At 74.1% G+C, this 22,312-nt stretch carries 18 protein-coding genes and 1 pseudogene; 8 read left to right on the top strand and 11 right to left on the bottom strand.

Going from position 1 to position 22,312, the window contains the following annotated elements; translation table 11 throughout:
• Nucleotides 1–198 precede the first annotated feature (198 nt).
• Nucleotides 199–756: a hypothetical protein gene (locus I8N68_RS03445; protein ID WP_200207446.1), complete on the top strand. Its 558-nt coding sequence runs from the start codon at nt 199–201 to the stop codon at nt 754–756.
• A 232-nt stretch (nt 757–988) separates the two neighbouring features.
• Nucleotides 989–1,441 (top strand): VOC family protein, encoded by a 453-nt coding sequence (locus I8N68_RS03440; RefSeq protein WP_200207444.1) that lies wholly within the window; start codon nt 989–991, stop codon nt 1,439–1,441.
• Nucleotides 1,442–1,725: 284 nt separating this feature from the next.
• Here the strand turns inward: I8N68_RS03440 and I8N68_RS03435 are convergent, their stop codons facing one another.
• Nucleotides 1,726–2,019, bottom strand: a complete 294-nt coding sequence (locus I8N68_RS03435; RefSeq protein WP_307812546.1) for a hypothetical protein — start codon at nt 2,017–2,019, stop codon at nt 1,726–1,728.
• A 2-nt stretch (nt 2,020–2,021) separates the two neighbouring features.
• Nucleotides 2,022–2,267: a DivIVA domain-containing protein gene (locus I8N68_RS03430; RefSeq protein ID WP_200207442.1), complete on the bottom strand. Its 246-nt coding sequence runs from the start codon at nt 2,265–2,267 to the stop codon at nt 2,022–2,024.
• 301 nt (nt 2,268–2,568) lie between these two features.
• On the opposite strand from I8N68_RS03430, the gene I8N68_RS03425 reads away from it, so the two are divergent.
• Nucleotides 2,569–2,808 carry a winged helix-turn-helix domain-containing protein gene (locus I8N68_RS03425; RefSeq protein WP_200207440.1) on the top strand — a complete coding sequence of 80 codons (240 nt, stop codon included), beginning with the start codon at nt 2,569–2,571 and terminating at the stop codon, nt 2,806–2,808.
• 105 nt (nt 2,809–2,913) lie between these two features.
• Nucleotides 2,914–3,846 (top strand): HNH endonuclease, encoded by a 933-nt coding sequence (locus tag I8N68_RS03420; protein ID WP_307812545.1) that lies wholly within the window; start codon nt 2,914–2,916, stop codon nt 3,844–3,846.
• 6 nt (nt 3,847–3,852) lie between these two features.
• Here I8N68_RS03420 and I8N68_RS03415 read toward each other — a convergent pair whose 3' ends face one another.
• Together I8N68_RS03415 and I8N68_RS03410 are read right to left on the bottom strand one after the other, a co-directional pair.
• The gene (locus I8N68_RS03415) at nt 3,853–6,633 is read right to left on the bottom strand and encodes an AAA domain-containing protein (RefSeq protein ID WP_200207438.1); all 2,781 of its coding nucleotides are present in this window, start codon (nt 6,631–6,633) and stop codon (nt 3,853–3,855) included.
• Nucleotides 6,634–6,713: 80 nt separating this feature from the next.
• Nucleotides 6,714–7,496: a hypothetical protein gene (locus tag I8N68_RS03410; protein ID WP_200207436.1), complete on the bottom strand. Its 783-nt coding sequence runs from the start codon at nt 7,494–7,496 to the stop codon at nt 6,714–6,716.
• Between the two features lie 395 nt (nt 7,497–7,891).
• Here I8N68_RS03410 and I8N68_RS03405 point away from each other — a divergent pair, with 395 nt between their 5' ends.
• Nucleotides 7,892–10,801: a M36 family metallopeptidase gene (locus tag I8N68_RS03405; protein WP_234038675.1), complete on the top strand. Its 2,910-nt coding sequence runs from the start codon at nt 7,892–7,894 to the stop codon at nt 10,799–10,801.
• A gap of 169 nt (nt 10,802–10,970) precedes the next feature.
• On the opposite strand, the gene I8N68_RS03400 is transcribed toward I8N68_RS03405, so the two are convergent.
• The 5 genes from I8N68_RS03400 to I8N68_RS03380 all read right to left on the bottom strand — a co-directional run bounded on the left by I8N68_RS03400 (nt 10,971) and on the right by I8N68_RS03380 (nt 18,693).
• Nucleotides 10,971–11,690, bottom strand: coding sequence for an HD domain-containing protein (locus I8N68_RS03400; protein ID WP_200207432.1), 720 nt, complete (start codon nt 11,688–11,690; stop codon nt 10,971–10,973).
• 114 nt (nt 11,691–11,804) lie between these two features.
• Entirely contained in the window at nt 11,805–15,950 is a 4,146-nt protein-coding gene (locus tag I8N68_RS03395) for a SpoIIE family protein phosphatase (RefSeq protein WP_200207424.1), read from the bottom strand.
• Between the two features lie 283 nt (nt 15,951–16,233).
• Nucleotides 16,234–16,680 carry a DUF8820 family protein gene (locus tag I8N68_RS03390; RefSeq protein WP_200207416.1) on the bottom strand — a complete coding sequence of 149 codons (447 nt, stop codon included), beginning with the start codon at nt 16,678–16,680 and terminating at the stop codon, nt 16,234–16,236.
• Between the two features lie 10 nt (nt 16,681–16,690).
• Nucleotides 16,691–17,866 (bottom strand): DUF6745 domain-containing protein, encoded by a 1,176-nt coding sequence (locus I8N68_RS03385; protein ID WP_200207414.1) that lies wholly within the window; start codon nt 17,864–17,866, stop codon nt 16,691–16,693.
• Nucleotides 17,867–18,171: 305 nt separating this feature from the next.
• Nucleotides 18,172–18,693 carry a nitroreductase/quinone reductase family protein gene (locus tag I8N68_RS03380; RefSeq protein WP_234038674.1) on the bottom strand — a complete coding sequence of 174 codons (522 nt, stop codon included), beginning with the start codon at nt 18,691–18,693 and terminating at the stop codon, nt 18,172–18,174.
• A 137-nt stretch (nt 18,694–18,830) separates the two neighbouring features.
• Here I8N68_RS03380 and I8N68_RS32650 point away from each other — a divergent pair, with 137 nt between their 5' ends.
• Complete coding sequence (locus I8N68_RS32650; protein WP_234038673.1) at nt 18,831–19,142, top strand: TetR/AcrR family transcriptional regulator; 312 nt, start codon at nt 18,831–18,833, stop codon at nt 19,140–19,142.
• Here the strand turns inward: I8N68_RS32650 and I8N68_RS03370 are convergent.
• Nucleotides 19,115–20,052 (bottom strand): annotated as a pseudogene (locus tag I8N68_RS03370) (AraC family transcriptional regulator). The gene I8N68_RS32650 and the pseudogene I8N68_RS03370 overlap by 28 nt on opposite strands.
• Here I8N68_RS03370 and I8N68_RS03365 point away from each other — a divergent pair.
• Both I8N68_RS03365 and I8N68_RS03360 read left to right on the top strand, forming a co-directional pair.
• On the top strand, nt 20,051–20,224 hold the full coding sequence (locus I8N68_RS03365; protein WP_200207412.1) for a hypothetical protein: 174 nt from the start codon (nt 20,051–20,053) through the stop codon (nt 20,222–20,224). The pseudogene I8N68_RS03370 and the gene I8N68_RS03365 overlap by 2 nt on opposite strands.
• Nucleotides 20,225–20,316: 92 nt before the next feature.
• Nucleotides 20,317–21,438: an FUSC family protein gene (locus I8N68_RS03360; RefSeq protein ID WP_200207409.1), complete on the top strand. Its 1,122-nt coding sequence runs from the start codon at nt 20,317–20,319 to the stop codon at nt 21,436–21,438.
• A 6-nt stretch (nt 21,439–21,444) separates the two neighbouring features.
• Here the strand turns inward: I8N68_RS03360 and I8N68_RS03355 are convergent, their stop codons facing one another.
• Nucleotides 21,445–22,137 (bottom strand): alpha/beta hydrolase, encoded by a 693-nt coding sequence (locus I8N68_RS03355; RefSeq protein WP_200207407.1) that lies wholly within the window; start codon nt 22,135–22,137, stop codon nt 21,445–21,447.
• Between the last annotated feature and the right edge of the window lie 175 nt (nt 22,138–22,312).

Raw genomic sequence — 22,312 nt, 5'->3', positions numbered from 1 at the left:
TTAACGTCCACGTCCAATCTGGGGATAGGTGAGCCTGCCAGCGGTCGGCCAGGTCTCGCTGGTTGGGGGAAGGTGTCCAGGCTCCAGCCGGACGGGCCGTGCGCGAAGACGGCAGGGCTCGCCCGTACCGACGACCGTCGTACGTGGGCCGTACCCTCCGCTCGGGGCCACGCGTTCGGGGCCGGAGAGGAGGCGGCGGTGCAGCGACGCGGGTACTGGCGGGAGGGTGGCGAACGGATCACTGCCCAGGAGGCCTGGGACATCTGGGCACGGCACGCGTACGACGTCCTGGTCGACGTCGCCGGGACGTACCACGCGACGATCACCTATGGCGAGCTCCGCGACAGGCTCTTCGCTGCTTCCGGCGTCCGGACGTCCGCCCTGTTGCAGAACTGGATCGGCGAGGTGCTCAACCGGGTGATCCAGGAGTCGCGCCGTCGCGCCGACCCGCCGCTGTCGTCGCTCGTCGTGCGCCTCGACGACGGCATGGTGGGCGAGGGGTACGACGAGGTGATACGCCTTGTCGGTGAGCCAGCGGCAAAAGATGAGATGGCCCGGGAGGAACACGCTGCGGGCTCCCGACTGTCCTGCTACCGCAAATTTGGTGCGCTGCCACCTGATGGCGGGGTGCCAGCGCTGGCACCGAGGCTGCAGGCACTTGTCCGGCGCCGCTCCCAGATGTCGCAACCTCGCCCGCCGATCTGCCCGACGTGCTTCGTCCAACTCCCGCTCAGCGGCATCTGCGATTCCTGTTGACGTGCACCAGCCGTTGCCGGTGATTGTTATGGATTGCTGGAGGGGTCGGCATCTGGACCTCGCGCACCACTCGCTCGATCAGGGACCATGGCGTGATGGCGGCGGAGTGAAGTGATCTCAGCAGGGTTGGACGGCGCTGACACTTCGCGATCTGCTGGTCGTTGGGCTGGTGGAGTCTGGCTGTCGGCCGGACCGGGGAGACGTTGCTGATGCCGTCCGGCATGCTGTGGGCATGACTGAGGAACTGAAAAATCGTTCCGCCCCGTCCGGCGACACGGTGTCAGCTTCGCCACCAGTGATCTCTGTGATGCTGATCGTCGAAGATGCAGACGCTGCGGTTGCCTGGTACAAGACTGCACTGGGCGCGACAGAGCTGTGGAACCTTGGTAGCGTGGCCGGCCTTGAGATCAGTGGCGCCGCCTTCTTCCTCCATGAGGGCAATCCCGAGAGCCCCACAGAGACCAGTCCCGGCCAGGCGGGGGTCACAAGTACCCGCATCGAGGTGTTTGCCGACGATCCCGACACCTTCATCGAGCGCGCCGTCACCGCGGGCGCTATCGCCGGAACGGGAATCGAGGATCACCACGTGCCCTGGGGGACGCACCGTCAAGGTGGCTTCACGGACCCGTTCGGTCACAAGTGGTCCGTAGGCGACAAGTCACCCCTGGGCCCGTTCCCACGCTGATCGGGCCGGCCCTTCGGCTGCGACGCAGGATGGCGCAGGGCGTCATGGCTTGCGGTCTGGCCAGCTCTGATGCGAAGTGTCAATGCGTCGTCGAGGCCCTGACCGACGGCGAGCTTGATCAGATCCGACCCGCGGCGCCGGCACCGGAGTGGGTGTGGAGTCGCACTCGGTCGGCGACTGTCTCCGCGTGCTGAACGAACACTGCGAGCACCGCCGCTACGCGTCGCGCGACCTCGCGGTGCTCGAAGCGCGCGCGGCCTGACCGCCGATCACGCCGACGTCCGTCACTGACGAGGACCCGGATCGGTACCGCGACGGCGACGACCGACACGGCCGACACCGCCGACACCCGAGGATGCGGCCTGCGCGCGGCGGAGGCCGGCGGCCTGGACGTAGATCTCGCGTCGGGCGGTCGCCAGGCCGCGCCGGTCGAGGACGTAGCCGGTGAGCCAGAGCCATCCGGCATACGTCGGCCGGTCGCAGACCGAGACGACCCGGAAGGTCAGGGCGCGCTCCCCGGCGAACTGCACCGAGGCGCGGCCGTCGACCCGGAGCAGGTCTCCGAGCTCCGGCCGCACCGCTACCAGTGGCCCTCGTTCGGCCGGCACTCCCGGGCGTGCATGGTCTGCCAGTCGCGCAGCGCCCGCTTGAGCCGGTCGTTCTCCTGACCGAGCAGGCGGACCTGCTGGTGCAGGTCGGTCAGTTCGTCGGCGACCAGGGCCTGGAACTCGCGTACCTGATCGGGGTCGACGCCGCGCCGACGCGGCGCGAACGCGTGGGTCCGCACCTCGTGCGGGGTCAGCCGGGCTGGGTGCACCTGGGGCACGACGGTCCTCTCCTGAGTGCCGTTAGAGGGTCTGGGAAGGGCGGGGCGTCCACACGCCGGCTGCGGGCGCCCCGCCCGCTCCGCCGCCGCAGCTCGGATCAGCGGTACGACGACGGAGTGGTCCAGTGGGTCGGGACGGGCACGCACACCCGCCCCGACCAGGGGGGAATTCCTCTGCTCCTTGTTGCCACGCAAGGAAGAGGCGATCTCCAACTTAGACGTCCCAGTCGGCTTAGTCAAACATAGAGTTGTTGGAGGATGTCCTTGCGTGATCGAATTGGCGTGCCACGCAGGGGGAGTCATGCCGATCACCGCCGACTACATCCGCATCGCCGATGAGATCGTCGCCGACGTCAGAGCCAAGAAGTTGAAGCCGGGCGACAAGCTGCCCTCGATCGCGCAACTCGCGGCAACTCATAAGGTCAGCCCGTCCACGGTCAAGCAGGTCTATGTGCGGCTCGAAGCCCTACGGGTGATCTGGCGCCACCAGGGCAAGGGCATCTTCGTGAACGATCCGAAGCTCTGGATGCGCGAGCCGTAGACCTCTCCCGGAAGCGTCCTCGGCCCCAGCCCCGGTGTCGAGCAGCGAAGCTCTTGACCGTTCGGGCACTGGCTCAGAGATCCACTGCACGGCAGGCTGGTTCGGGTGAGGGCTTTCGTTGGGGTCACGGATGAAAGGTGGTACCGCTTCCTGGCGGAACGACCTGAGCTGGGCGAGGTCAACTTCTGGCGGCCGTCCGGCGGAGGCTTCCGGGCGCTGACGCCCGGCGAGCCCTTCTTCTTCAAAGCACACCATCCGCTCAACCGGGTTGTCGGCGGCGGGTTCTTCAGTGGTTTCACTCAGCTACGGATCTCGGAAGCCTGGGAGCTGTTCGGCGAGGCCAACGGTGTTGTCAGCCTGGACGAGATGCGACGCAGCGTTGGTAGATACCGCAAGCAGGCCATCGGTCCGGACGAGGATCCGGTCATCGGATGCATCTTTGTTCGGGACACGAGGTTCTTCCCCAACGACTCCACCGTCGATCCGCCGCCGGGGTTCGCGCCCAACGTCGTGCAGGGAAAGACCTACGACCTCTCCGATACTGGCTCAGCCGAATACTTCCGGCTCCTGATTCACCGGCTGATAGGTACGACCGTCGAGTTGGACCTGAGCGCGCCATGGCATCGTCCAGGGCCGACGTACGGCGATCCCCGGCTGGTGCCTCAGCGCCTCGGCCAGCAGTCGTTCAAAGCCGTTGTGCTCGGTGCGTACGGTCGGCGCTGTGCCATCACCGGTAACAGGGTTCAGCCTGTGTTGCAGGCTGCTCACATTCGGCCCCTTCCGCAGGGTGGTGAGCACCGGTTGGACAACGGCCTGCTGCTCAAATCCGACGTGCACATCCTCTTTGACCGGGGATACCTCGGTGTCGATCCGAAGCACCGTCTGATGGTCAGCCCTAGGCTGCGCAGCGAGTTCGGCAATGGTGAGCAGTTCTACGCCAAGGCGGGAACTCAGATTGCTGTGCCTGAGCGGCGGGGTGATCGGCCGAACGGTGAGTTCCTGGAGTGGCATCTCGACACGGTCTTCAAGGCTGCGTGAACCACGTCATGGACGGGTGAGTCGGGAGGTGAGGTCGAGGGCCGCCCGGATCGGGTCGTCCGACCAGCGGCTGGCGAAGACGTCCACCAGCCGCCACCCGGCTCGCAGCAGCGTCCGCTGCCGCTCCACGTGCGCCGCGACGCCGTCCGGGTGCACGCCGCAGATCACCCCGACCGCGTCCGCGTCCGCGCCCACGCAGAGGTCGAGCCGCCAGCGGCCGACCGGGTACTCCGGCCGTACCGGCACTCCGAGTCGGCGCAGCTCCTCGGCCAGCTCGGCGGTCCAGCCCACCGCCCGGCCCGCGTCCGGGGCGGCGGCCGGTGGCCGGGCGGCGTACGCGAGGTAGTCCGCGACCAGGCCCTCCGGCGCCCGCAGCGAGGTGACCACGGTCAGGCGGTTCCGGGCCCGGGTGACCAGGACATTGAAGAGGTTCGGCTCGGCCACGAACCGGTGCCGGGTCGGCGGGTCGGCGTCGACCAGCCCCAGCGACGCGATCACCACGTCCGCTTCGCTGCCCTGGAACGCGTGCACCGTCCCGGAGCGCAGGCGGAGGCGTTCGATCTCGTCGACGTCGTACGCGGCCAGCAGCGCCGCCTCCAGCGCGTCGGCCTGCGCCCGGAACGGGCTGACCACCGCGATCCCGCCCGCGGGCGGGTCCGCCGCGAACGTCCGGACCAGGTCGAGCGCCGCAGCCACCTCGGCCTGGTTGACGCCGTCGGCCACGGTCGCGTCGGCGACGGTCACCACGTCGATGACGTCGGCGCGTTCGTTGCGCGGGTGCCGGGTCACCAGCTCCAGCCGGTCGTCGTAGAACCGGCGGGCGGAGAAGCCGATCAGGTGCGGCACCGAGCGGTGGTGCTCGCCGAGCCAGGTGACCGGCGCGGCGCCGGTCGCCACGTCGAACGCGCTCGACCGGCGCACGTCGAGCCGGTCGGCGAAGCGGTCCAGGCCGTGTCGGCGCAGCGTTGCGGTCACGTCCACGTCGGCCACGAACGACACGAAGCGCAGCTGCCGCGGATCGCCGGCGACCAGCGCGTGCCGCGCCCGGGCCAGCACCGGGGCGGCCCGGAGCTGGTCGATGTGCGCGGCCTCGTCGAGCACCACCAGGTCGAACATGCCGGCCACCGGCGGCAGCAGGTCCTCCACGTCGGCGACCGTGCCCACCCAGAGGGGCAGCGCCCGGACCAGCGCCCCGGCGTCCAGCCCGGCGAGCAGCTCGCGGCGGCGGTTGCGGCCGGCCCGTAGCGCCGCGCCGAGACCGCTGGCGGCCCGCCGTGCGTCGCCGCTCCACCGGCGGGCGCTGGTCGACCGGTGCCGCATGGCGGTGCCGACGGCGGTGGCGAGCGCGGCGTCCGCCTCCGCCAGGGCCCGCCAGGCCGGCGTCAGGTCGGTGCCGCCGGTCGCGGCGAGCCGCGCCGCCGCCCGTACCGCGGTCGCCGCCTCCACCGCGGCCCGCAACCGCTCCTCGGGTACGTCCGGACCGGCGCCCGCCAGCCGCCGCAGCCGGTCGGCGGCGCGGGCCCGCCGCCACCGGCGCCACCATCCGGCGCCGCCCCGGGTGGCGTCGGTCAGCGCGGTACCGATCGCCGTGAGCTCGGCGTCCGGGTCGAACGCACCCGGCGCGTCATGGCTGAGGGCGGGCAGTAGCGGTTGCCAAGCGGGCAGCGTGGCGGCCATACGCTCCTCGTCGAGGGCGGCGACGATCCCGGCCCGGACGGCGGCGACCCGGCTCCGGGCGGCCTCGACCGCCGCGGCGTCGGCCCGGAGTTGGCCGTCGTCGGCCCCGGCCGCCGCGCCGCCGGCCAGGTCGGCGGCGATCGCCGCGCGCCGTTCCGCGTCGCCGAAGAGCACCGGGGTGGGCCCGGGGTGCCGGCCCAGCAGGTCGCCGAGGACCTGGGCGGCGTGCACCGACTGGGTCGCCACCAGCACCGACCCGCCCCGGTCCACCGTGTCCAGGGCGGCGGCGACCAGGGTGTGGCTCTTGCCGTTGCCCGGCGCACCGGAGACCACCACCACCGGTTCCGTCCGGGTCCGCCGGACCACGTCCCGTTGCGCCGCGTTCAGGGGCAGCGGCGACAGCACGTCATCCCCGTCGGGGCGGTCCGGGTCGTCGTCAGAGGGCCTCGGGTCCCGGCGGCCGGCGGCGTCGGCGTAGAGCCGGGTCAGCGCGGTCGTCGCCAGGCCGGGGCGGGCCGCCCAGCTCAGCAGGGTGTCGCGGAGCCGGCCGGCGAGCACGTCGCGGGTCACGAAGATCGCGGCGGCGGCCACTCCGGTGAGGACGGTGTCGTCGACGCTGCGGGGCGGCTTCGCGACCACCCCGTCCAGCTTGAGCCCGGCGGCCTCGGCGGCGGCGGTGAGCCAGGCCGTGGTGCCGGCCGCGGCCAGCCAGCCCGGCCCGGCCAGCCCCGGGGCGGCCTCCAGCCGGGCGGCCAGCTCCCGGTCCTCGATCAGCGGGGTGAGTTCCAGGTCCCCGGCCGCGACGACCCGGTAGCCGCGCCGGGCGCGTTCCAGCCGTACCGGCTGGGCCAGCAGTGGCAGCCGCACCCGGCGTCGTCCACCGTCCAGGTCGGCCCCGCCCACCACGAAGGCCAGGCCGCGGCGCAGGATCCGCTCGTCGCGGTGCAGCGCGTCCAGCGCCGCCAACCGGTTTAGCCGGGCGCCGCGCGGCCCCCGGTCCGGCTCGGGCAGCCAGACCAGCGGCCGGCCTGTCCCGGACACGTCGAAGACCCGCTCGGCGCCGGCCGGGGCCAGGTCGGCGAGCGCGGTGAGGATTCTCGCCGCCTCCATCGCCCGCCGATTCTGCCGTACGGGGGACGCGCCGGCCGACGGCCCGAAGCTGTGCCGCCGCTCAGCCCGCAGCACGGCCGCTAGGAGATGTCGCCGTCGTGGAGTGAATTTTCGAGCCGTTGCGCGGTGGCCCTCAGCTCCGCCACCGCCCGCCGCACGTCGCCGGCCAGGTCCGCACCGGTCGCCGGGGCGGCTTCGCCCGCGGCGGTGCCGTCGGTGGCACTCGCGGCGCTGGTCGCCCGCGGTCGACCGAGCTGGTCCGCGTACGCGGCCTTTGTCCGGTCCACCTCGAACTCGCAGTCGAGTTTGAGCAGCTCATCCCGGTACGGCAGGACGACCTTCCGCACCTGCTCGTCAACGTCCACCCAGACGTGGGGCTGGCACGTGACCACCGTGTCACCTCGCCGGTAGCGCCAAGGGCTGGCCTCCGACAGTTCCTGTTGCAGCTCGGACTCCAGTTCCGCTGCCTGGTACACGGCGAAGTTGACAGCGTGCTCGGCCGCGAGCTGCGTCAGCCGTCGGATGGCATACGTCATGCAGTAGTGCGCGGTGCTGAGCAGCACTTCCCGCGGGACCTGCTCGGCTGACCAGAAGCACCGGGCGTGGATGTGGAAGTTGAACCTGCGGCCCTGACCCGACACCCGGATCGGCATCGGGGTGTCCAGTCGTTCGATCAGTGGGCCAGGCGTGGTGGGTGCGGTGGGCGCCGTCGGGTCGGCCGCCGAGACTGGTGCCGTGTCCTGCAGGGCGCGAACCAGCTGCTCCCAGAGCGCCGCCAGCCACTGCCGCAGCGGGAGGGCCTGCTCCCAGAGCTTCCGGGACCGGTCCGCCAGGCGCCACCGATCGCCGTCCGACCTGGGCATGGTGGCGGAGGCGTCGGTCGTGTCGCCCGGCGCTTCTGGTGGCTTGGATGCACTCCGGTCGGTCGGCTCTTCCGCATTCGGCGAGCGCGGGCTTGGCGCCCGGGCGGGGGAGTCCCGCCGAACAGACTCGTCCCCGTCTTCGGTGGGCGCTGCCAGACCGCCGTCCATGCCCCACGGTAACCAGGGATGACCGATTTGTCGGTCACCGCCGCCGGCTCCGCCGTGTGCCGTTCGGATATTCGGACAAATGGCCTTTCTCTGCGCCGGCCGGCGATCGAATCCTGCCCATGTGTGGATGTTCGGCCTATCCACACGTCCACTGTGAGCTGTTCGGATGGCAGGACGGACATTGCCGTTCGAAGACAGGAGGGACCGTGCGCACACCATCCCGTGCGTTGACGGGGACCACCGCGCTGCTACTCGCGGCCGGGCTGGTCCTGACCGCAGGAGCTGGCGGCCAGGCGGCACCCCGGGAGACCCCGACCCAGGCCCCACCCGGCCACCTGCCGGGTGACACCCACGACAACAAGACCACCGACAACCGTACGGGGCGGATCGCCCCGACCGACCGGCAGCGGGACCGGGCGGCCGCGCTCGGCGCCCGCGCCCGGTGGACCGCCTTCGGCACACCCGCCACGCTCACCTCGACGGGCAAGCCGCTGGCCACCGGCCTGCCCGCCGACCCGGCCACCGCGGCGCGGGCCTACGTGGCCGCCAACCGAGATTTGCTGGGGCTGACCCCCAGCGGCGCGGCGGCCCTGGAGCAGTTGACCGTCGCACCGATGGGCGACGGCGCCACCGTCCTGTTCCGCCAGCGCTTCGGCGACCTGCCGGCCGCGGTGGACGGCGTCCTCGCGGTCGGCGTCCGCGACGGCGTGGTCTGGCACGTCAGCTCCTCCCTCGCCCGGGACGGGGCCGCGCCGGCACCGGCCACCCTCACTGCGGCGCAGGCGCAGCGGGCGGCGGCGGCCGACGCCGGTCTCACGAACCCGAGGTTCCTGCGTACCTCGCTGGTCGCGGTGCCCACCGTCGACCGCGGCGCGCGGGCCGCGTACGAGGTGATCCTCGGCGCGGACCTCGGCGGGGCCGACCCGGTCGCCTTCTCCACCTACGTGGACGCCCGGAACGGCAGCGTGCTGGTCAGCGAGAACCTGGTCGACCACGAGGCCGACAACCCGGAGTGGGACGTCTTCCCCAACTCCCCGGCCATCGACCACTCGTCGACCGACACCCGGGCGCGCTGGTGCTTCCAGTCCGCCGCCGGCTGCGACGAGACCGTCGGCACGTCGGCGTCGCCGCTGCCCTGGGACGTCGACCCGACCACGGGGACGTCGACGCAGACCACCCGCGGCAACAACGCCATCGCGGTGCACAACTGGTTCAGCAACGACCCGTTCAGCGTGGGCACCGAGACGGCCTCGCCGCGGGCGGACCGCACCTACGCCTATCCGTGGACCAACCAGTGGTACGAGCAGCAGTGCAGCCCGGACACGTTCACCTCACCGCAGGCCAACGACATCGACGCGGCCCGGGCCAACCTGTTCGGGATGCACAACCGGATGCACGACTGGTCGTACCACCTGGGCTTCACCGAGGCGACCTGGAACCTTCAGCAGGACAACTTCGGCCGCGGCGGTCTCGGCGCCGACGGGGAGCAGGGCAACGCCCAGGCCGGTGGGGTCAGCGGCGGCCCGCCGAACTTCGAGGCCCGGGACAACGCCAACCAGATCACCCCGGCCGACGGCGTCGCCCCGATCACCAACATGTACCTGTGGCAGCCGATCGCCGGCTCCTTCTACGCGCCCTGCGTGGACGGTGACTATGACATGTCGGTGATCGCCCACGAGTACACCCACGCGATCACCAACCGAATGATCGCCGGCCCGAACGCCGGGGTCAGCTCCCCGCAGGGGATGAGCGAGAGCTGGTCGGACCAGCTGGCGATGGAGTACCTCTACGAGCACGGGTACGCCCCCGCCGGCCGCGCCGGGTTCACCATCGGCGAGTACGCCACCGGTGACCCGGACGCCGGCATCCGCAACTACAACATGAGCGAAAGCCCGCTCAACTACAGCAGCGTCGACTACGACTTCGTCGGCCTGCAGGTGCACGCCTCCGGCGAGGTGTGGAGCGCCACCAACGTCGACATCCGGGCCGCGATGATGCGGCGGTACGGCGCGGGCGACGCGGCGCTGCAGAAGTCCTGCGCCAACGGCGCCACGCCGGTAACCGCGTGCCCGGGCAACCGGCGCTGGGTTCAGCTCGTCTTCGACTCGTTCCTGATGATGGCGGTCAGCCGGGTGAGCATGGTGGACGCCCGGGACGCGATGCTCGCCGCCGACCGGATCCGCTTCGGCGGGGCGAACCAGGATCTGCTCTGGAACGCCTTCGCCGCCCGCGGCCTCGGCGAGACCGCGGCCAGCAACGGCAGCACCGACGTCAACCCGACGCCGGGCTTCACCTCGCCGTACGCGAACGAGGCGACGCTGACGTTCCGGCCGGTGGTCGACAACGTGGTGGTACCGGGCGCGCAGCTCTTCGTGGGCCGCTACCAGGCCCGGGCCGTGCCGGTCGCCGACACCGACGAGGCCACCCCGCTGACCGACCAGGTGCGCCTGGTCCCCGGCACGTACGAGTTCGTCGTCCGGGCGCCGGGCCACGGACATGTCCGCGTCGGTCCGGTCACCGTGAAGGCCGGGCAGGTGCGTGATCTGCCAGTGTCGCTGGGGGTCAACCTCGCCTCCACCGCCGCCGGCGCGGCGGTCACCGGTGACGGGGTCAACCTGCCCCGGATCGCGGACGACGACGAGGCCACCAACTGGGCCTCGCTCGGCAGCCCGGTCGCCGGCCGGCAGGTCACCGTCGACCTGGCCGGCGGCCCCCAGCAGGTACGCCGGGTGCAGGTCAGCGCGATGCTGCGCCCGCCCGTCGCCGACGACCCGGACACGGGCACCCAGAGCCGGTTCTCCGCGCTTCGGCAGTTCCGGGTCCTGGCGTGTACGGCCGAGGGGGCGGTCACCTGCGCCGACGCCGGTGACTTCCGCGCGGTCTACACCAGCGCGGCGGACGCCTTCCCGTCGGTGGCGCCCCGGCCTCGGGCGCCGGAGCTGATCATCCGGTCGTTCGACATTCCGCGGACGACGGCGACCCACCTGCGCGTCGAGGTGCTGACCAACCAGTGCACCGGCGCGCCGGACTACGCGGGTGAGCAGGACAACGATCCGCGGGCGGCGACCGACTGCGCGACCGCCAGCGTCCAGGCGAACAACGTCCGGATCGCCGAGTTCCAGGCGTTCGCCCAGTAGGCGACCGACCGGGGTGGGGGGGGGGGGGTACGCCGCCCACCCGCACCCGCTCGTCGAGCCCTGCCAGGCATCGGCAACCGTTCGTCGGCGTTGTGGATCAGTTTCCGCCGCAGGCGGTACGGCGGCGAGGATCACCAGCCGATTCGGCTGAGTGCCCGCGCTGAACCGGTCAGTTTGGCTGGTCGAGGATCGCGCTGAACCGCTCCTCGGCCAGGTCGAGCTGGGCGAGGATGTGCCGCTTCACCGGTGCGGACAGTGGGGTGTCGGGTCGGGCGATGAGGTCCCGGAAGACCGGCACGAGCGGGCGGTACTTGGTGGCCGAGCGGATGACTTTCGGCCCGACGGTGTGGATCACGCCGACGCCGTTGTCGGTGAAGTCGGACACCTTGATCACCCGGGCCCAGGGCTCCCGGTCCAGGCTCGCCGCGACGTGCTCCCGGTACTGGACGTACTTGTCGCGCGCGGGGTCGTACGCCGGGTTGGTGACCGCGCCGACCAGGCGGGCGACGCGCGGGCCGAACCGCGCGGCCAGCGCGGCCAGCGCCGCCTCCGTCGGGTCGCCCGCGGCGTCCGGGTCGGCCAGCTCCGCCGGGTGGTCCTCCACCGCGTCGTGCAGCAGGCCGGCGACGATCGCGTCGACGTCGCGGACCTGGTAGTGGTGCATCATCCGGATCGCCACCCGGAGCAGGTGGTTGAGGTACGGCTCGCGCACCCGCCGGTCGTCGCGGTGCAGGTCGGCGGCGAGCTCCAGCGCCTCGGTCAGCCGCTGCCGCGCGGGCGCGTCGAACGCCCGGATCTCCAACCGGAACCGCTCCAGCAGGCCCGGTTCGCCGTGGATCTCGGTGATCGCGTGCATCGGCATGGTGGCCAGGTACGCGGGAAAGTCCATCCGTCACTTATAGCTGATCTTCACCGTCCGCCGGGCCCTGCCGTCGGCCTTGCGACGGGAACGGGACACCGGCCGTCCGGCCGGCCCGGGCCGGCCGCCGCGCGTGGCCGGCGGTCAGGACTCGCCGGAGAGCCGCTTCACCAGGCGGACCGTCGTCCCCTCGGGCGTGCCGACGATGGTGGCCTCGTCCATCACCCGCGCCATGATCAGCCGGCCCCGGCCCCGGCCGCGGTCCGCGCCCTCTCCGCCGGACGGGTCGCTCGCCCGCCAGCCGCCCCGGTCGCGTACCTCGATCTCCAGCCGGCCCGCGCGCAACTCGGCACGAATCCTGGCGAGCGCGCCGGGGGCGAAGCGGTAGCCGTGCTCGATGGCGTTGGCGCACGCCTCCCCGGTGGCGATCAACACCGACTCGACGTCCCACTCGTCCACGCCGAGGTCGTGCAGCCAGCGACGCAGCCGCTCCCGCGCCGGGGCGAGCTGGGCCTGGTCGGCGGGCAGCGAGGCGGTGAAGACCGTCGGCGCCCGGTGCCGGTAGACCAGCACGGCCGCGTCGTCGCTACCCGAGGCGGGCAGCAGGTCCCGGACCAGCCGGTCGACCAACTCCCCCTCGGACACGGTCCGGCCCTCGGTGAGCACGTTCACCGCCCGGGCGATGCCCGCGTCGATCAGCTCCCGGCGCCGCTCCACCAGACCGTCGGTGTAGAGCAGCAGCGTGGAGCCGGGCCGCACCGCGGCGACCGCCTCCGGGCGCCGGTCGACCGCCACGCTCGCCAGCGGCACCGAACGGGCCCCGTCCAGCAGTTCGGTCACGCCGTCCGGGTGCGTCAGGATGCCCGGCGGGTGCCCGGCGGAGGAGTAGCGGACCTCGCCCTGCGCGCAGTCGATGATCGCGCAGAAGAGCGTGGTGCAGGCGCCACCCGGGGTCAGCCGGGCGAAGCCGTCCAGCGCGGAGAGCACCTCGGCCGGGCTCTTGGCCTGCAACAGAAGGGCGCGGCAGGCGCTGCGCAGCTGGCCCATCACCGTGGCCGCCGACAGCCCCCGCCCCACGCAGTCGCCGACCACCACGCCGACCAGGTCGCCGGGGAGCGGCACCACGTCGTACCAGTCACCGCCCACCTCCAAGGGGCGTACCGCCGGCTCGTAGCGGACCGCGAAGCCGGCCGGCAGCGCGGTCGGCCCGAGCATCGCCCGCTGCATGGCCAGCGCGACGCCCCGCTGCGTCTCGTAGGCGTGCGCCCGGATCAGCGCCTGGGTCAGCGCCGCGCAGAGTTGCCGGACCAGCGGCGCGTCCACCGTGGCCATCGGCCGGGGCTCGCTCGGCTCCAGCCAGATCCCGCCAGTGCCGACCCCCGGCCCGATCCGCGCCCCGACCGCGGTCACCCGGCCGGCCTCGTCCCGGGCCAGGTACGGGTCGCTCTCCGGCCCCGACGCGTCGAGGATCCGCCGGATCTCCGGGGTCAGCTCCAGGCCGGCACCGACCACCACCGGGGTCCCGGCCGGGTCGGGGGAGACGGCGACGCCCCGCGCCCCGCCGAGCAGCCCGCCCAGCTCGGCGAGGCCGCCCTCCAGCACCTCGGTGATGTCGCTGGCGCTGGCCAGTCGGCGCGCCAGCGCGGAGACCGCGGCCTGCCGGGCGGCGGCGCGGACCTCGGTGGTGACGTCGCGCAGCGTCGCCACGTGCAGCCGCTGGTTGGTGCCCGGATCCCGGAGCGCGTTGTAGACCGCCTCCACCCAGATCCGATGCCCGTCGGCGTGCCGTAGTGGCACCGTCATCCGCCCGCCGTCGACCGACCGCATCCGCCGCAACGCGGCATCGAGCTGTCGCCACTCCGCCGGCTCGGCTCGCGGGTCCGGCCACCAGGGATGCGGAGACCGTGCCGGCAGCTCCAGCCGGTCGAGGCCGAGCAGCCGCTGGAAGGCGTGGTTGGCCTCCAGCACCGTGATGTCGGCGTCGTAGACCACGAAGGCGTCCTGGAGCGAGTCGATCAGGGCGGTACGCCAGGTCGCCTCCTGGTTGCGCAGCCGGGCCAGCTCCAGATGAGCGCGGACCCGGGCGAGCAGTTCGAGCGAGGAGAACGGCTTGGGCAGGTAGTCGTCCGCGCCGGCCCGCAGCCCCTCCACCGTGGCCTCCTCGCCGGCCCGGGCGGAGAGCAGGATGACCGGTACGCCGGCCGTGCGCCGGTCCCCGCGCAGCGCCGCGAGCAGCGCGATGCCGTCCATCCGGGGCATCATCACGTCGGTGAGCACCAGGTCCGGCAGCTCCGCCGCGACCAGGTCGAGCGCCGCCCGGCCGTCCCCGGCGGCGAGCACCCGGTAGGCGGGCCGGAGCAGGCCGACCAGGAACTGGCGCAGGTCCGCGTTGTCCTCCACCACCAGCACCGTCGGTGCGCCCGCCGGCGGGGCCTGGCCGCCGACCCGGTCGGCCGCCGTCGGGCCCGGTGCGGTATCGGGCACCCAACGCCGGGCCTGTTCGGCGTACGACCCCGGGGTCGGCTCGCCACCGCCGGCTCGCGCGGCGGTGGGGCGGCCGTACGGGATCCGTACGGTGAACGTCGAGCCCTCGCCCTCGACGGACCGTACGCCGACGTCGCCGCCGTGCAGCCGGACCAGTTCCTGAACCAGGGCCAGCCCGATGCCGGCGCCCTCCTGGGACCGCCCGCCGCCGCCGCGGACCCGGTGGAAGCGGCGGAAGAGCAGCGGCTGCTGGTCGGCCGGGATGCCGACGCCGGTGTCGCTGACCGAGAGGGTGACGCTCTCCTCGTCGCCGTCGAGCCGGAGCCGGACGGTGCCTTCGAGGGTGTACTTCAGCGCGTTGGAGAGCAGGTTGACCACGACCTTCTCCCACATGTCCCGGTCCACGTAGCCGGTGCGGGGCAGCGGCCGGACATCCACCTCGAAGGTCAGCCCGCTCTGCTGGATCGCGTACCCGAAGGACTCGGCGACGCCCCGGGTGAGGGCCGCCAGGTCGGTGGGCACCCGCTCCGCCTCCAGCCGGCCGCCCTCGATCCGGGCGAAGTCCAGCATGTCGTTGACCAGTTTGCGCAGCCGGCCGGTGTTGCGGTGGACCAACTCCAGCCGTTCCCGCTGGGCGGGTGGCAGCGGCTCGCGCTCGTCGGCGAGGCTCTCCTGCACCGGCCCGGCGATCAGGGTCAGCGGGGTGCGCAGCTCGTGGCTGACGTCGGTGAAGAACTCGGTCTTGGCCGCGTCCAGCTCGGCCAGGGCGGCGGCCCGCCGGCGCTGTGCCTCGTACGCCAGCACGTCGGTCAGCGCGGTGGAGACCCGGCTGGCCACCAGGTCGAGGAAGTGCCGGTACGGCTCGTCGAGCGCCCGGAACGGGCTGACGCCGAGGACGAGCACGCCCACCGCCCGGCTGCGCCCGGTGGCCAGCAGCGGCAGCGCCACCGCCTCGTCGACGGCGGCCGATACCCCGGCACCATCCGCGTGCACCATCGGCCACGTCGTCCCGGCCAGGCCGGTGATCCGCAGCGGCCGCCCCGTCTTGAGCACTTCCGCCACCTCGGCCGGCGTTGCGGCAGCGACCGGTCCGGCCTCGCCGGTGAGGCCGAACGACGCCACCAGGCGCAGGTCGTCGTCGTTCCCCGCCGGGCCGTCGGCGTCGTCGGCCAGCTGGTCTTCCCGCAGGTAGACCATGCCGGCCGGCAGATCAGCAGGCCCGCCGGCCAGGATCCGGGCGGCCGCCCGGACCGCGTCCGTCGCGCTGTCCGCCTCGGCGATGGAGAGTTCACCGAGTTGGCGCAACAGCGCCAGCCGGCGGTCGCCGACGACCCGGCCGGTCACTTCAGTGGTGGCCACGAAGACGCCGCCGACCCGCCCGGCGGTGTCCTCGATGGGGCTGTAGGAGAAGGTCCAGTACGTCTCCTCCAGGTAGCCGTGCCGGAGCATGAAGAGCGGCTGATCGTGGGAGTAGGTGGAGCTCCCGCCGAGCGCCCGCTCGGTCAGCGGACCGACGACGTCCCAGATCTCCGCCCAGCAGTCCGCCGCGCGCTGCCCGACGGCCGCCGGGAACTTGTCCCCGAGAAGTGGCGTGTACGCCTCGTTGAAGATCTGCACCAGCTCGTGGCTCCACCACAGCAGCATCGGGATCCGGGAGGGCATCAGCGTGCGGAGGGCGGCCCGCAGCTCGGGCGGCCAGGTGTCGATCGGCCCCAGCGGGGTCGCCGCCCAGTCCGTCGCCCGGTGCGCGGCGCTGGTCGGGTCGTCGCCGGGAAACAGCTCGTCGGCGCCGCTCACACCCTCCACGTCCGGCCCCCGTCCCGTCCACGTCCCTGGGCCTGGGCGCTCGCTCGCGCTGTAACCCTCCCGTCGGCGGCTATTGTCCCCGGCCGGCCCGCGATTCATTCCTCGACCCGGCCGGTTCCAGCCGTCCCGTCGGCGGGGCCGCACTGCCGGGCTGGGCAGGAGGACGTCGGGTGGGGTGACGCGGGGCTGTGGACCTCCCGACGGGGTGACCATCGACGGATAAACCGGTCACCTCGTCGGGCCGCCGCCACGCTCGCTGTCGCGGCGGCGGCCCGACCCCCCGTCAGTCGGCGACCAGGAAGTCGGCCTGGCCGCCGCGCTGGGTGCTGCGCTCGCGCTGCCGGCGCACCAGGTACGTCCCCGGCGCGATGCCGGAGCCGCCGTGCTCGGAATGGATCAGGTACGCGGGCCGGGTCGCCCGCAGCACGCCGACGGCGAGCCGCTGCCGGTCATGGACCTCGGTGGTCCACTCGGCGGCGCCCGGCTCGGCGACCAGCGTGTGCGGGTTGCCGCCGGCCGCGCCGCGCAGCAGCTCCACGCCCGACGGCGGCACCGGACGCCAGCGCGCCCGTGCCGGCACGTCGACGTCGTCGAGCACCGCGAGCGGGATGACGATCAGGTCGCCCTGGGCCTGGAGTCCGTCGACGACGGGGATGCGCACCTGCTGCTCCAGGTGGTCGAGGACGGTCAGCCCGGTGCGGTCGGTCAGCTCTTCGAGGGTCATGCTCATGTGATCACCTTCAGGTTCGTCGGAGGAGTCGGGCGTACTGCTCGCCGGAGAGGCCGTACGACCAGCCGGCGGCGGCCACGGGGTCGTCGAGGTCGGCGGGGACGCTGAGGCCGTACCGGCGGCGGTGGCCGTCGCGTTCGACGGAGCCGTTGACCGCCAGCAGGACCCGGGCCGGGGTGCCCCAGACGTGCTGCGGCAGGTCGTAGAGCTGGAGCCGGCAGCCGGGATTGCCGGGGTCGGCCGCCTCGGCCACCAGCGTCAACCGGGCCTGGTCGAGGTAGGCGTCCCAGCCGAGGCGTTCGATCGCGCAGCGGCGCACCTCGACGTTGCGCTCCGCCCCGATCCGCTCCACGGTCGGCTCCTCGATCACCCACGCCGGTACGGCGGTGCCGTGCCAGGAGTGGCCGCCCCACCCGTCGGCGTACCCGACCGCCGGCCCGTGCCGGTTGTGCGTCCGGACCTCGCCGTGCAGCGCCCCCGGCAGCGCCTCGGTGTGCGCCACGCCGGTCCGCTCGGTCACCACGCAGACGTCCTCCCGCGGCCACCACCAGCCGCAGGAGCGGGCGATGTCGGCCCAGAGGTCGACCTGCCGGTCGTCGTCCGGGTGGAACAGCCCGGGCCGCAGCCGGCGCCGCACGTCGTGGTACGCCACCCACGGCGCGTCGTGCTGCCCGTGCCAGCGCAGGCCGGGCGGTTCGCCGACCGCCTCGGTGAGCGCGGCCCGCAGCGGTGTCCGGAGCCCGTCGTGCACCGACCGGCCCAGCGAGTTACGCACCCCGACGACGAGCAGCTCGGCCAGGCTGACGCCGGCGGCGAGCGCGTCGGCCGGCGGCCGGGTGCGGACGATCCGCTCCGTGGTCCACCAGAACGTCCCGACCGGGCCCGCCCGCTCGTCGAGCCGGCCGGCGAGCCGGTGCGCCGCGTCGGCGAGCTGGTGGGCCACGTGCCACGGGGCGGCGGGATCGACCGGCCCGCCGAGCCGGAGCGGGGGTTCGTCGAGCAGGTCCACGGCCTGCCGGGGGCTGGCCGCCCAGTGGAAGCGGGGGCGGCGCCGGCCGAGCAGGGCGTACAGGCCGGTGATGGCCCGTTCCGCGTTCCCGGTCGGCGGGTTCGGTGTGCAGGGCGGCCCGCAACCACTCGTCGCGGATCTCCGCCGCCCGGTGCCAGCGGTCGAGGTGGGCCGCATGGTCCCGGCCGATTCCGGCGCGGCGTCTCGCCCGCTGCCGGCTACTGGCGCTCATCGCGCGAGGGCGCGCACGCCCTTTCTCTCGATCATGGACCCGATGCTGGCAGAGCCGCGCCCTTCCCGCAAGGCGGTATCGGGCCGGAGCCGGTGCACGCCGGCCCCGCGGGCGACGCCGGCCAGGTTGCCATGGCCACCTCCCTCGCTGCCGGACGGGGAGACTTGAGGCCGAGGTCGGGAGCCGCTCCGTGGTCGGCCGAACCGGTCAGCCGGGGGCCGACCGGCCGGCCGCCCCGGGTCGGGCCGGCTCAGTCGGTCCGACCCGCGACGGACCGGGTGTCCGGGAGGATTCGGAAGACCGGGAAGCCGACGGCGACCCGGGCGAAATCGGCCGGCGGGGCGTGCCGGTCCACCGGCACGTGCGTTCGCGCGCCGGGGGCGAGGGCCAGGTGCCGGCGCAGGATCGGCGCCCGGTCGGCCACCGCCACCTCCACCAGCCGAACCGGCTCCCGCCGGCCGTGGCGCAGCACCGCCCGACCACCGGCCGCCCGGACGTTGGCCACCCAGTTGGCCCGCTCGCCGAGCATCGCCACCAGGTACCGCCCGCCGTCGTGGTCGGCCACCACCAGGGGGACGGAGACGACCCGGCCGGTACGCCGGCCCGGCACCTCCAGCGTCACCCAGTGCCCGGGCGCCAGCCCGGCCGCGTACTGCCGCGCCGAGAGGCCGTTCAGCAGCCGGGCCAGGGCGTTCGGCCGGCTGCCCCGGTACATCCACCGCGCCAGCCGGCGCCAGATCCCGGCGCGGTGCGGGCCACCTGTCGTTGGCATTGGAACCTCCTCGTGAACGGCCGCCACCTTCCATTGGTGACCCCGGGCGCGCCGCGCGGAAGGGCCGACCGGCCCGGCCCGGCCGGGACCGTGCCGGCGGGCGCCAGGCAGTAGGTTGGCCGGATTCCGAGGGCGGGATGCGGGCACTGACCCACCGTGCGGTCGACGCCCGTGCCGGCGTGCCCGCCGGCACCACCTCGGCGTACCTGCGGACCCGGCAGGCGCTGATCGAGGCGGTGGTGCGCCGGCTGGCCGACCTCGACCGCGCCGACCTGGCGACCCACGACCTGCCCACCGAGCCGCCGCCGGCCGCGACGGGCCAGGGGCGGGACGGGGGCCGGACGGCGGAACCGGCGCCGGGCGGGCGGCTCGGCTGCGTACCCTGCTGCGGGCGTTCACCGGCGGCTGAGCCGGGACGGGGTCAGGCCACCGTGGACCGTTCCCGGTGAGCGCGCGGGCTCACCCCGCGTTCCCGTCGGAACGCCGTACTCAGCGCGAACGGGCTGCCGTAACCGACCCGGCGGGCCACCGCGGCGAGCGTCGCGTCCGGCTCGCGGAGCAGGTCGGCGGCGAGAGCCAGCCGCCAGCCGGTGAGGAAGGTCATCGGTGGCTCGCCGACCAGCTCGGTGAAGCGGCGGGCCAGGGCCGCCCGGGACACCCCGACCTCGGCGGCCAGCCGGGCCACCGTCCACGGTCGGGCCGGGTCGTTGCGCAGCAGCCGCAACGCCGGGCCGACCACCGGGTCGCCGGCCGCCGCGTACCACGCGGGGGCGGCGCCGGGGCGATCGAACCAGGTGCGCAGCGCGGTGATCAGCACCAGGTCGAGCAGCCGGTCGAGGACCGCCGCCTGGCCGGGGAGTCCCGCACGACCTCGTCGGCCAGCACCCCCACCAGCGGGGTCGGCCACTCCTCGGCGCGGACCGTCAACAACGCCGGCAGCGCGGCGAGCAGCCGTCGGCTGACCTCGCCGGCCTTCGGGTACGTCCCGGTCAGCAGCACGGTCGACCCCGGCCGCCCGATGCCCCAGGTGCGCACGCCAAGTCCCGTCGTCTCGGCAAGCGGCTCGCCGTACCGGGTGGTGCAGCGCTGCCCCGGATGGATCACCACCTGCGGCGGCGTGGCCGGGTCGTCGGCCACCAGGTAGGCGTCCGGCCCGCGCAGCACCGTCACGTCACCGGGCCGCACCGGCACCGGATCGCCCTCGTCCGGGACGACCCAGGCCGAGCCGCGCGCCACCGCGACCACGGTCATCGGCGCCCGGTCCTCGATGCGGAGCGCGAACGGCGGATCGAGCAGCGACCGGAGCAGGAACGCGCCGCGCGCCCGCGGGCCGTCCAGCAGCCCGGTGAGCGGATCCATGCGGCCGATCGTAGACGCCGGCGCATGTCCCAGGGCACTTCGGCCACTCGGCGTCTCGGCCCGGGTGGCGCGGTTGGTCGGCGTGCTGCACCACCTGGTGCTCGGCGGCACCGGCGGGGTGTCGCGGGCGCTGGGCCGGCAACTCCGCCACGTCACCGCTGCCCGGAGGTGACCGGCGCCACCCGACAAGGGCGGCCGCGGGCGCTGTCGTCCGGGCCGGGCCGGCGCACCATGGGGAGGTTCGACCCGGCGGAGGAGGCGGCGATGGCACGCAAGGGCTGGTTCCCGGAGGCCGCGGGGCGACTGCGGCGGGGCTGGCTGCCGGTGGTCGAGGCCACCCTCGCGGCGACCGTCGCCTGGGTGCTGGCCACCCGGCTGGTCGGGCACCCGCAGCCGTTCTTCGCCCCGGCCGCCGCGCTGATCGTGCTCGGCCAGGCCCGGGGCCAGCGGCTGCGCCGGGCCGTCGAGGTGCTGCTCGGGGTGGCCGCCGGGGTGCTCGTGGCCGACCTGGTCGTCCAGGCGCTCGGCCCGCGGACCACCTGGACGGTCTTCACCGTCATCCTGCTGACCGTCGCCCTGGCGGTGGCGATCGGCGCCAGCTCGGTCTCCGTCGTGCAGGCCGCCGTCTCCGCGCTCTATCTGGTGGTGGTCGCGCCGCCGACCGAGTCGCTGGTCCCGTTCCGGTTCGTCGACGCGCTGATCGGCGGCGCGGTGGCCGTCGTGGCGAGTCAGCTCATCGACGCCCGGCGGCCGCTCGCGCCGCTGGTCGCCGAGTTCCGGCAGACCTTCCAGGAGCTGGCCGGGCTCCTCGACGAGATCGCGGCGGCCCTCGACCGGGGCGACGAGGCGGCTGCCCTGGCCGCGCTGGATCGGGCCCGGCACGCGGACGCCGGGGTGGAGCGGCTGCGCGGTGCGGTGCTCGCCGCGGGCGAGGCGCTGTGGCTCAACGTGCGGCGGCGCCGGCACATCGGGCGGCTGCGCTCGGTGCAGGGCTCGATCCGGCAGATCGACTACGCGGTGCGTAACGTGCGGGTGCTCGCCCGGGCGGCGGTCACCCAGGTCCGGGGACCGGCGAGCGCGCCGCCCGACCTGGGCGCGGCCGTCCGCACCCTGGCCGAGGCGGTCCGCGCGGCCGGCGACGCGCTCGCCGCCGATCTGAGCGGGCAGGACGAGCTCGCCGACCGGCACGCCGAGCGGGCCGATGCGGCGGCGCTGGCCGCGGTCCGGGCCGCCGGGCGGCTGTTCACCCCGGGCCAGACCCTGCCGCTGGCCATGATCATCGGGCAGGTCCGGGCCACCGCGATCGACCTGCTCCGCGGGGTCGGCGTCGACGACGACGCCACCGTGCTGGGCCGGGTTGACGCGGCGGTCGCCGGGCCGGCCTGACCCGGGTCAGCCGGCGAGCCAGGACACCGCCCGCTGCCGGATCTCCGTGGGCACCTCGTGGCCGCCCGGGAACTCGGCGTACTCCACCGGGTAGCCGAGGGAGTGCAGCCGGGGGACCAGCCGCCGGCTGCACACGTCGATCGGCAGCACCGGGTCCTCGGTGCCGTGCGAGACGAAGGCCCGGGGCCGGCCGTGGGTGACCAGCGGCGCGGCGAAACCGGGGGAGAAGGCCAGCACCGCGTCGACCAGGTCGCCGTTGGTCAGGCCCAGGGAGAGCGCGTACGACGCGCCGTCGGAGAAGCCGCCGATCGCCACGCCCGTCACCGGGTACGCCGCGAAGACCGTGCCGAGCAGCCCGTCGATCCGGTGCACGTCGGGACCGAACCCCTCGCCGACCAGGTCCCAGCTGCTCGCCGTGGCCTGCGGGGCGAGCAGCAGCAGCCGGTGCGCGTCGGCCAGCGGCAGCAGCAGGTCGAGCCCCTGCCGGGCGGTCCCGCCCGCCCCGTGCAGCAGCACCACCAGTCGGTACGGCCCGTCGCCGGGCGGGGCGTACGCCAGCGCGGGCGGCCCGCCGTCCGGCGGGGTGAACGGGACCAGGCCGGTGGCGCCCCGGGCCGCCGGTGGGGCCGGCCGGGCGCTCAACCGGCCGTGCCGTGGGCCTTCGTCGGGCTGCCGGTGCGGCGCCGCGGGCTCGGTCACCTCGTCTCGCCCCCTCCCGTCGGCGGATCCGCCGACGCTTACCCCGCTTCCCGCCGGTCAACCGCCCACCCGGTCCGGCACTCCGGCCGGTCCGGCACTCCGCCGGTCCCGCGCTCCGCCCGTTCGGCCCGGTGCCGGTCCCGCGCCTTGCCGGGCCGGTCCCGCGCCTTGCCGG

The organism is Micromonospora coerulea (assembly GCF_016598485.1).
Taxonomy (GTDB): Bacteria; Actinomycetota; Actinomycetes; order Mycobacteriales; family Micromonosporaceae; genus Micromonospora; species Micromonospora coerulea.
This window is presented reverse-complemented; position numbering and strand designations above follow the sequence as displayed.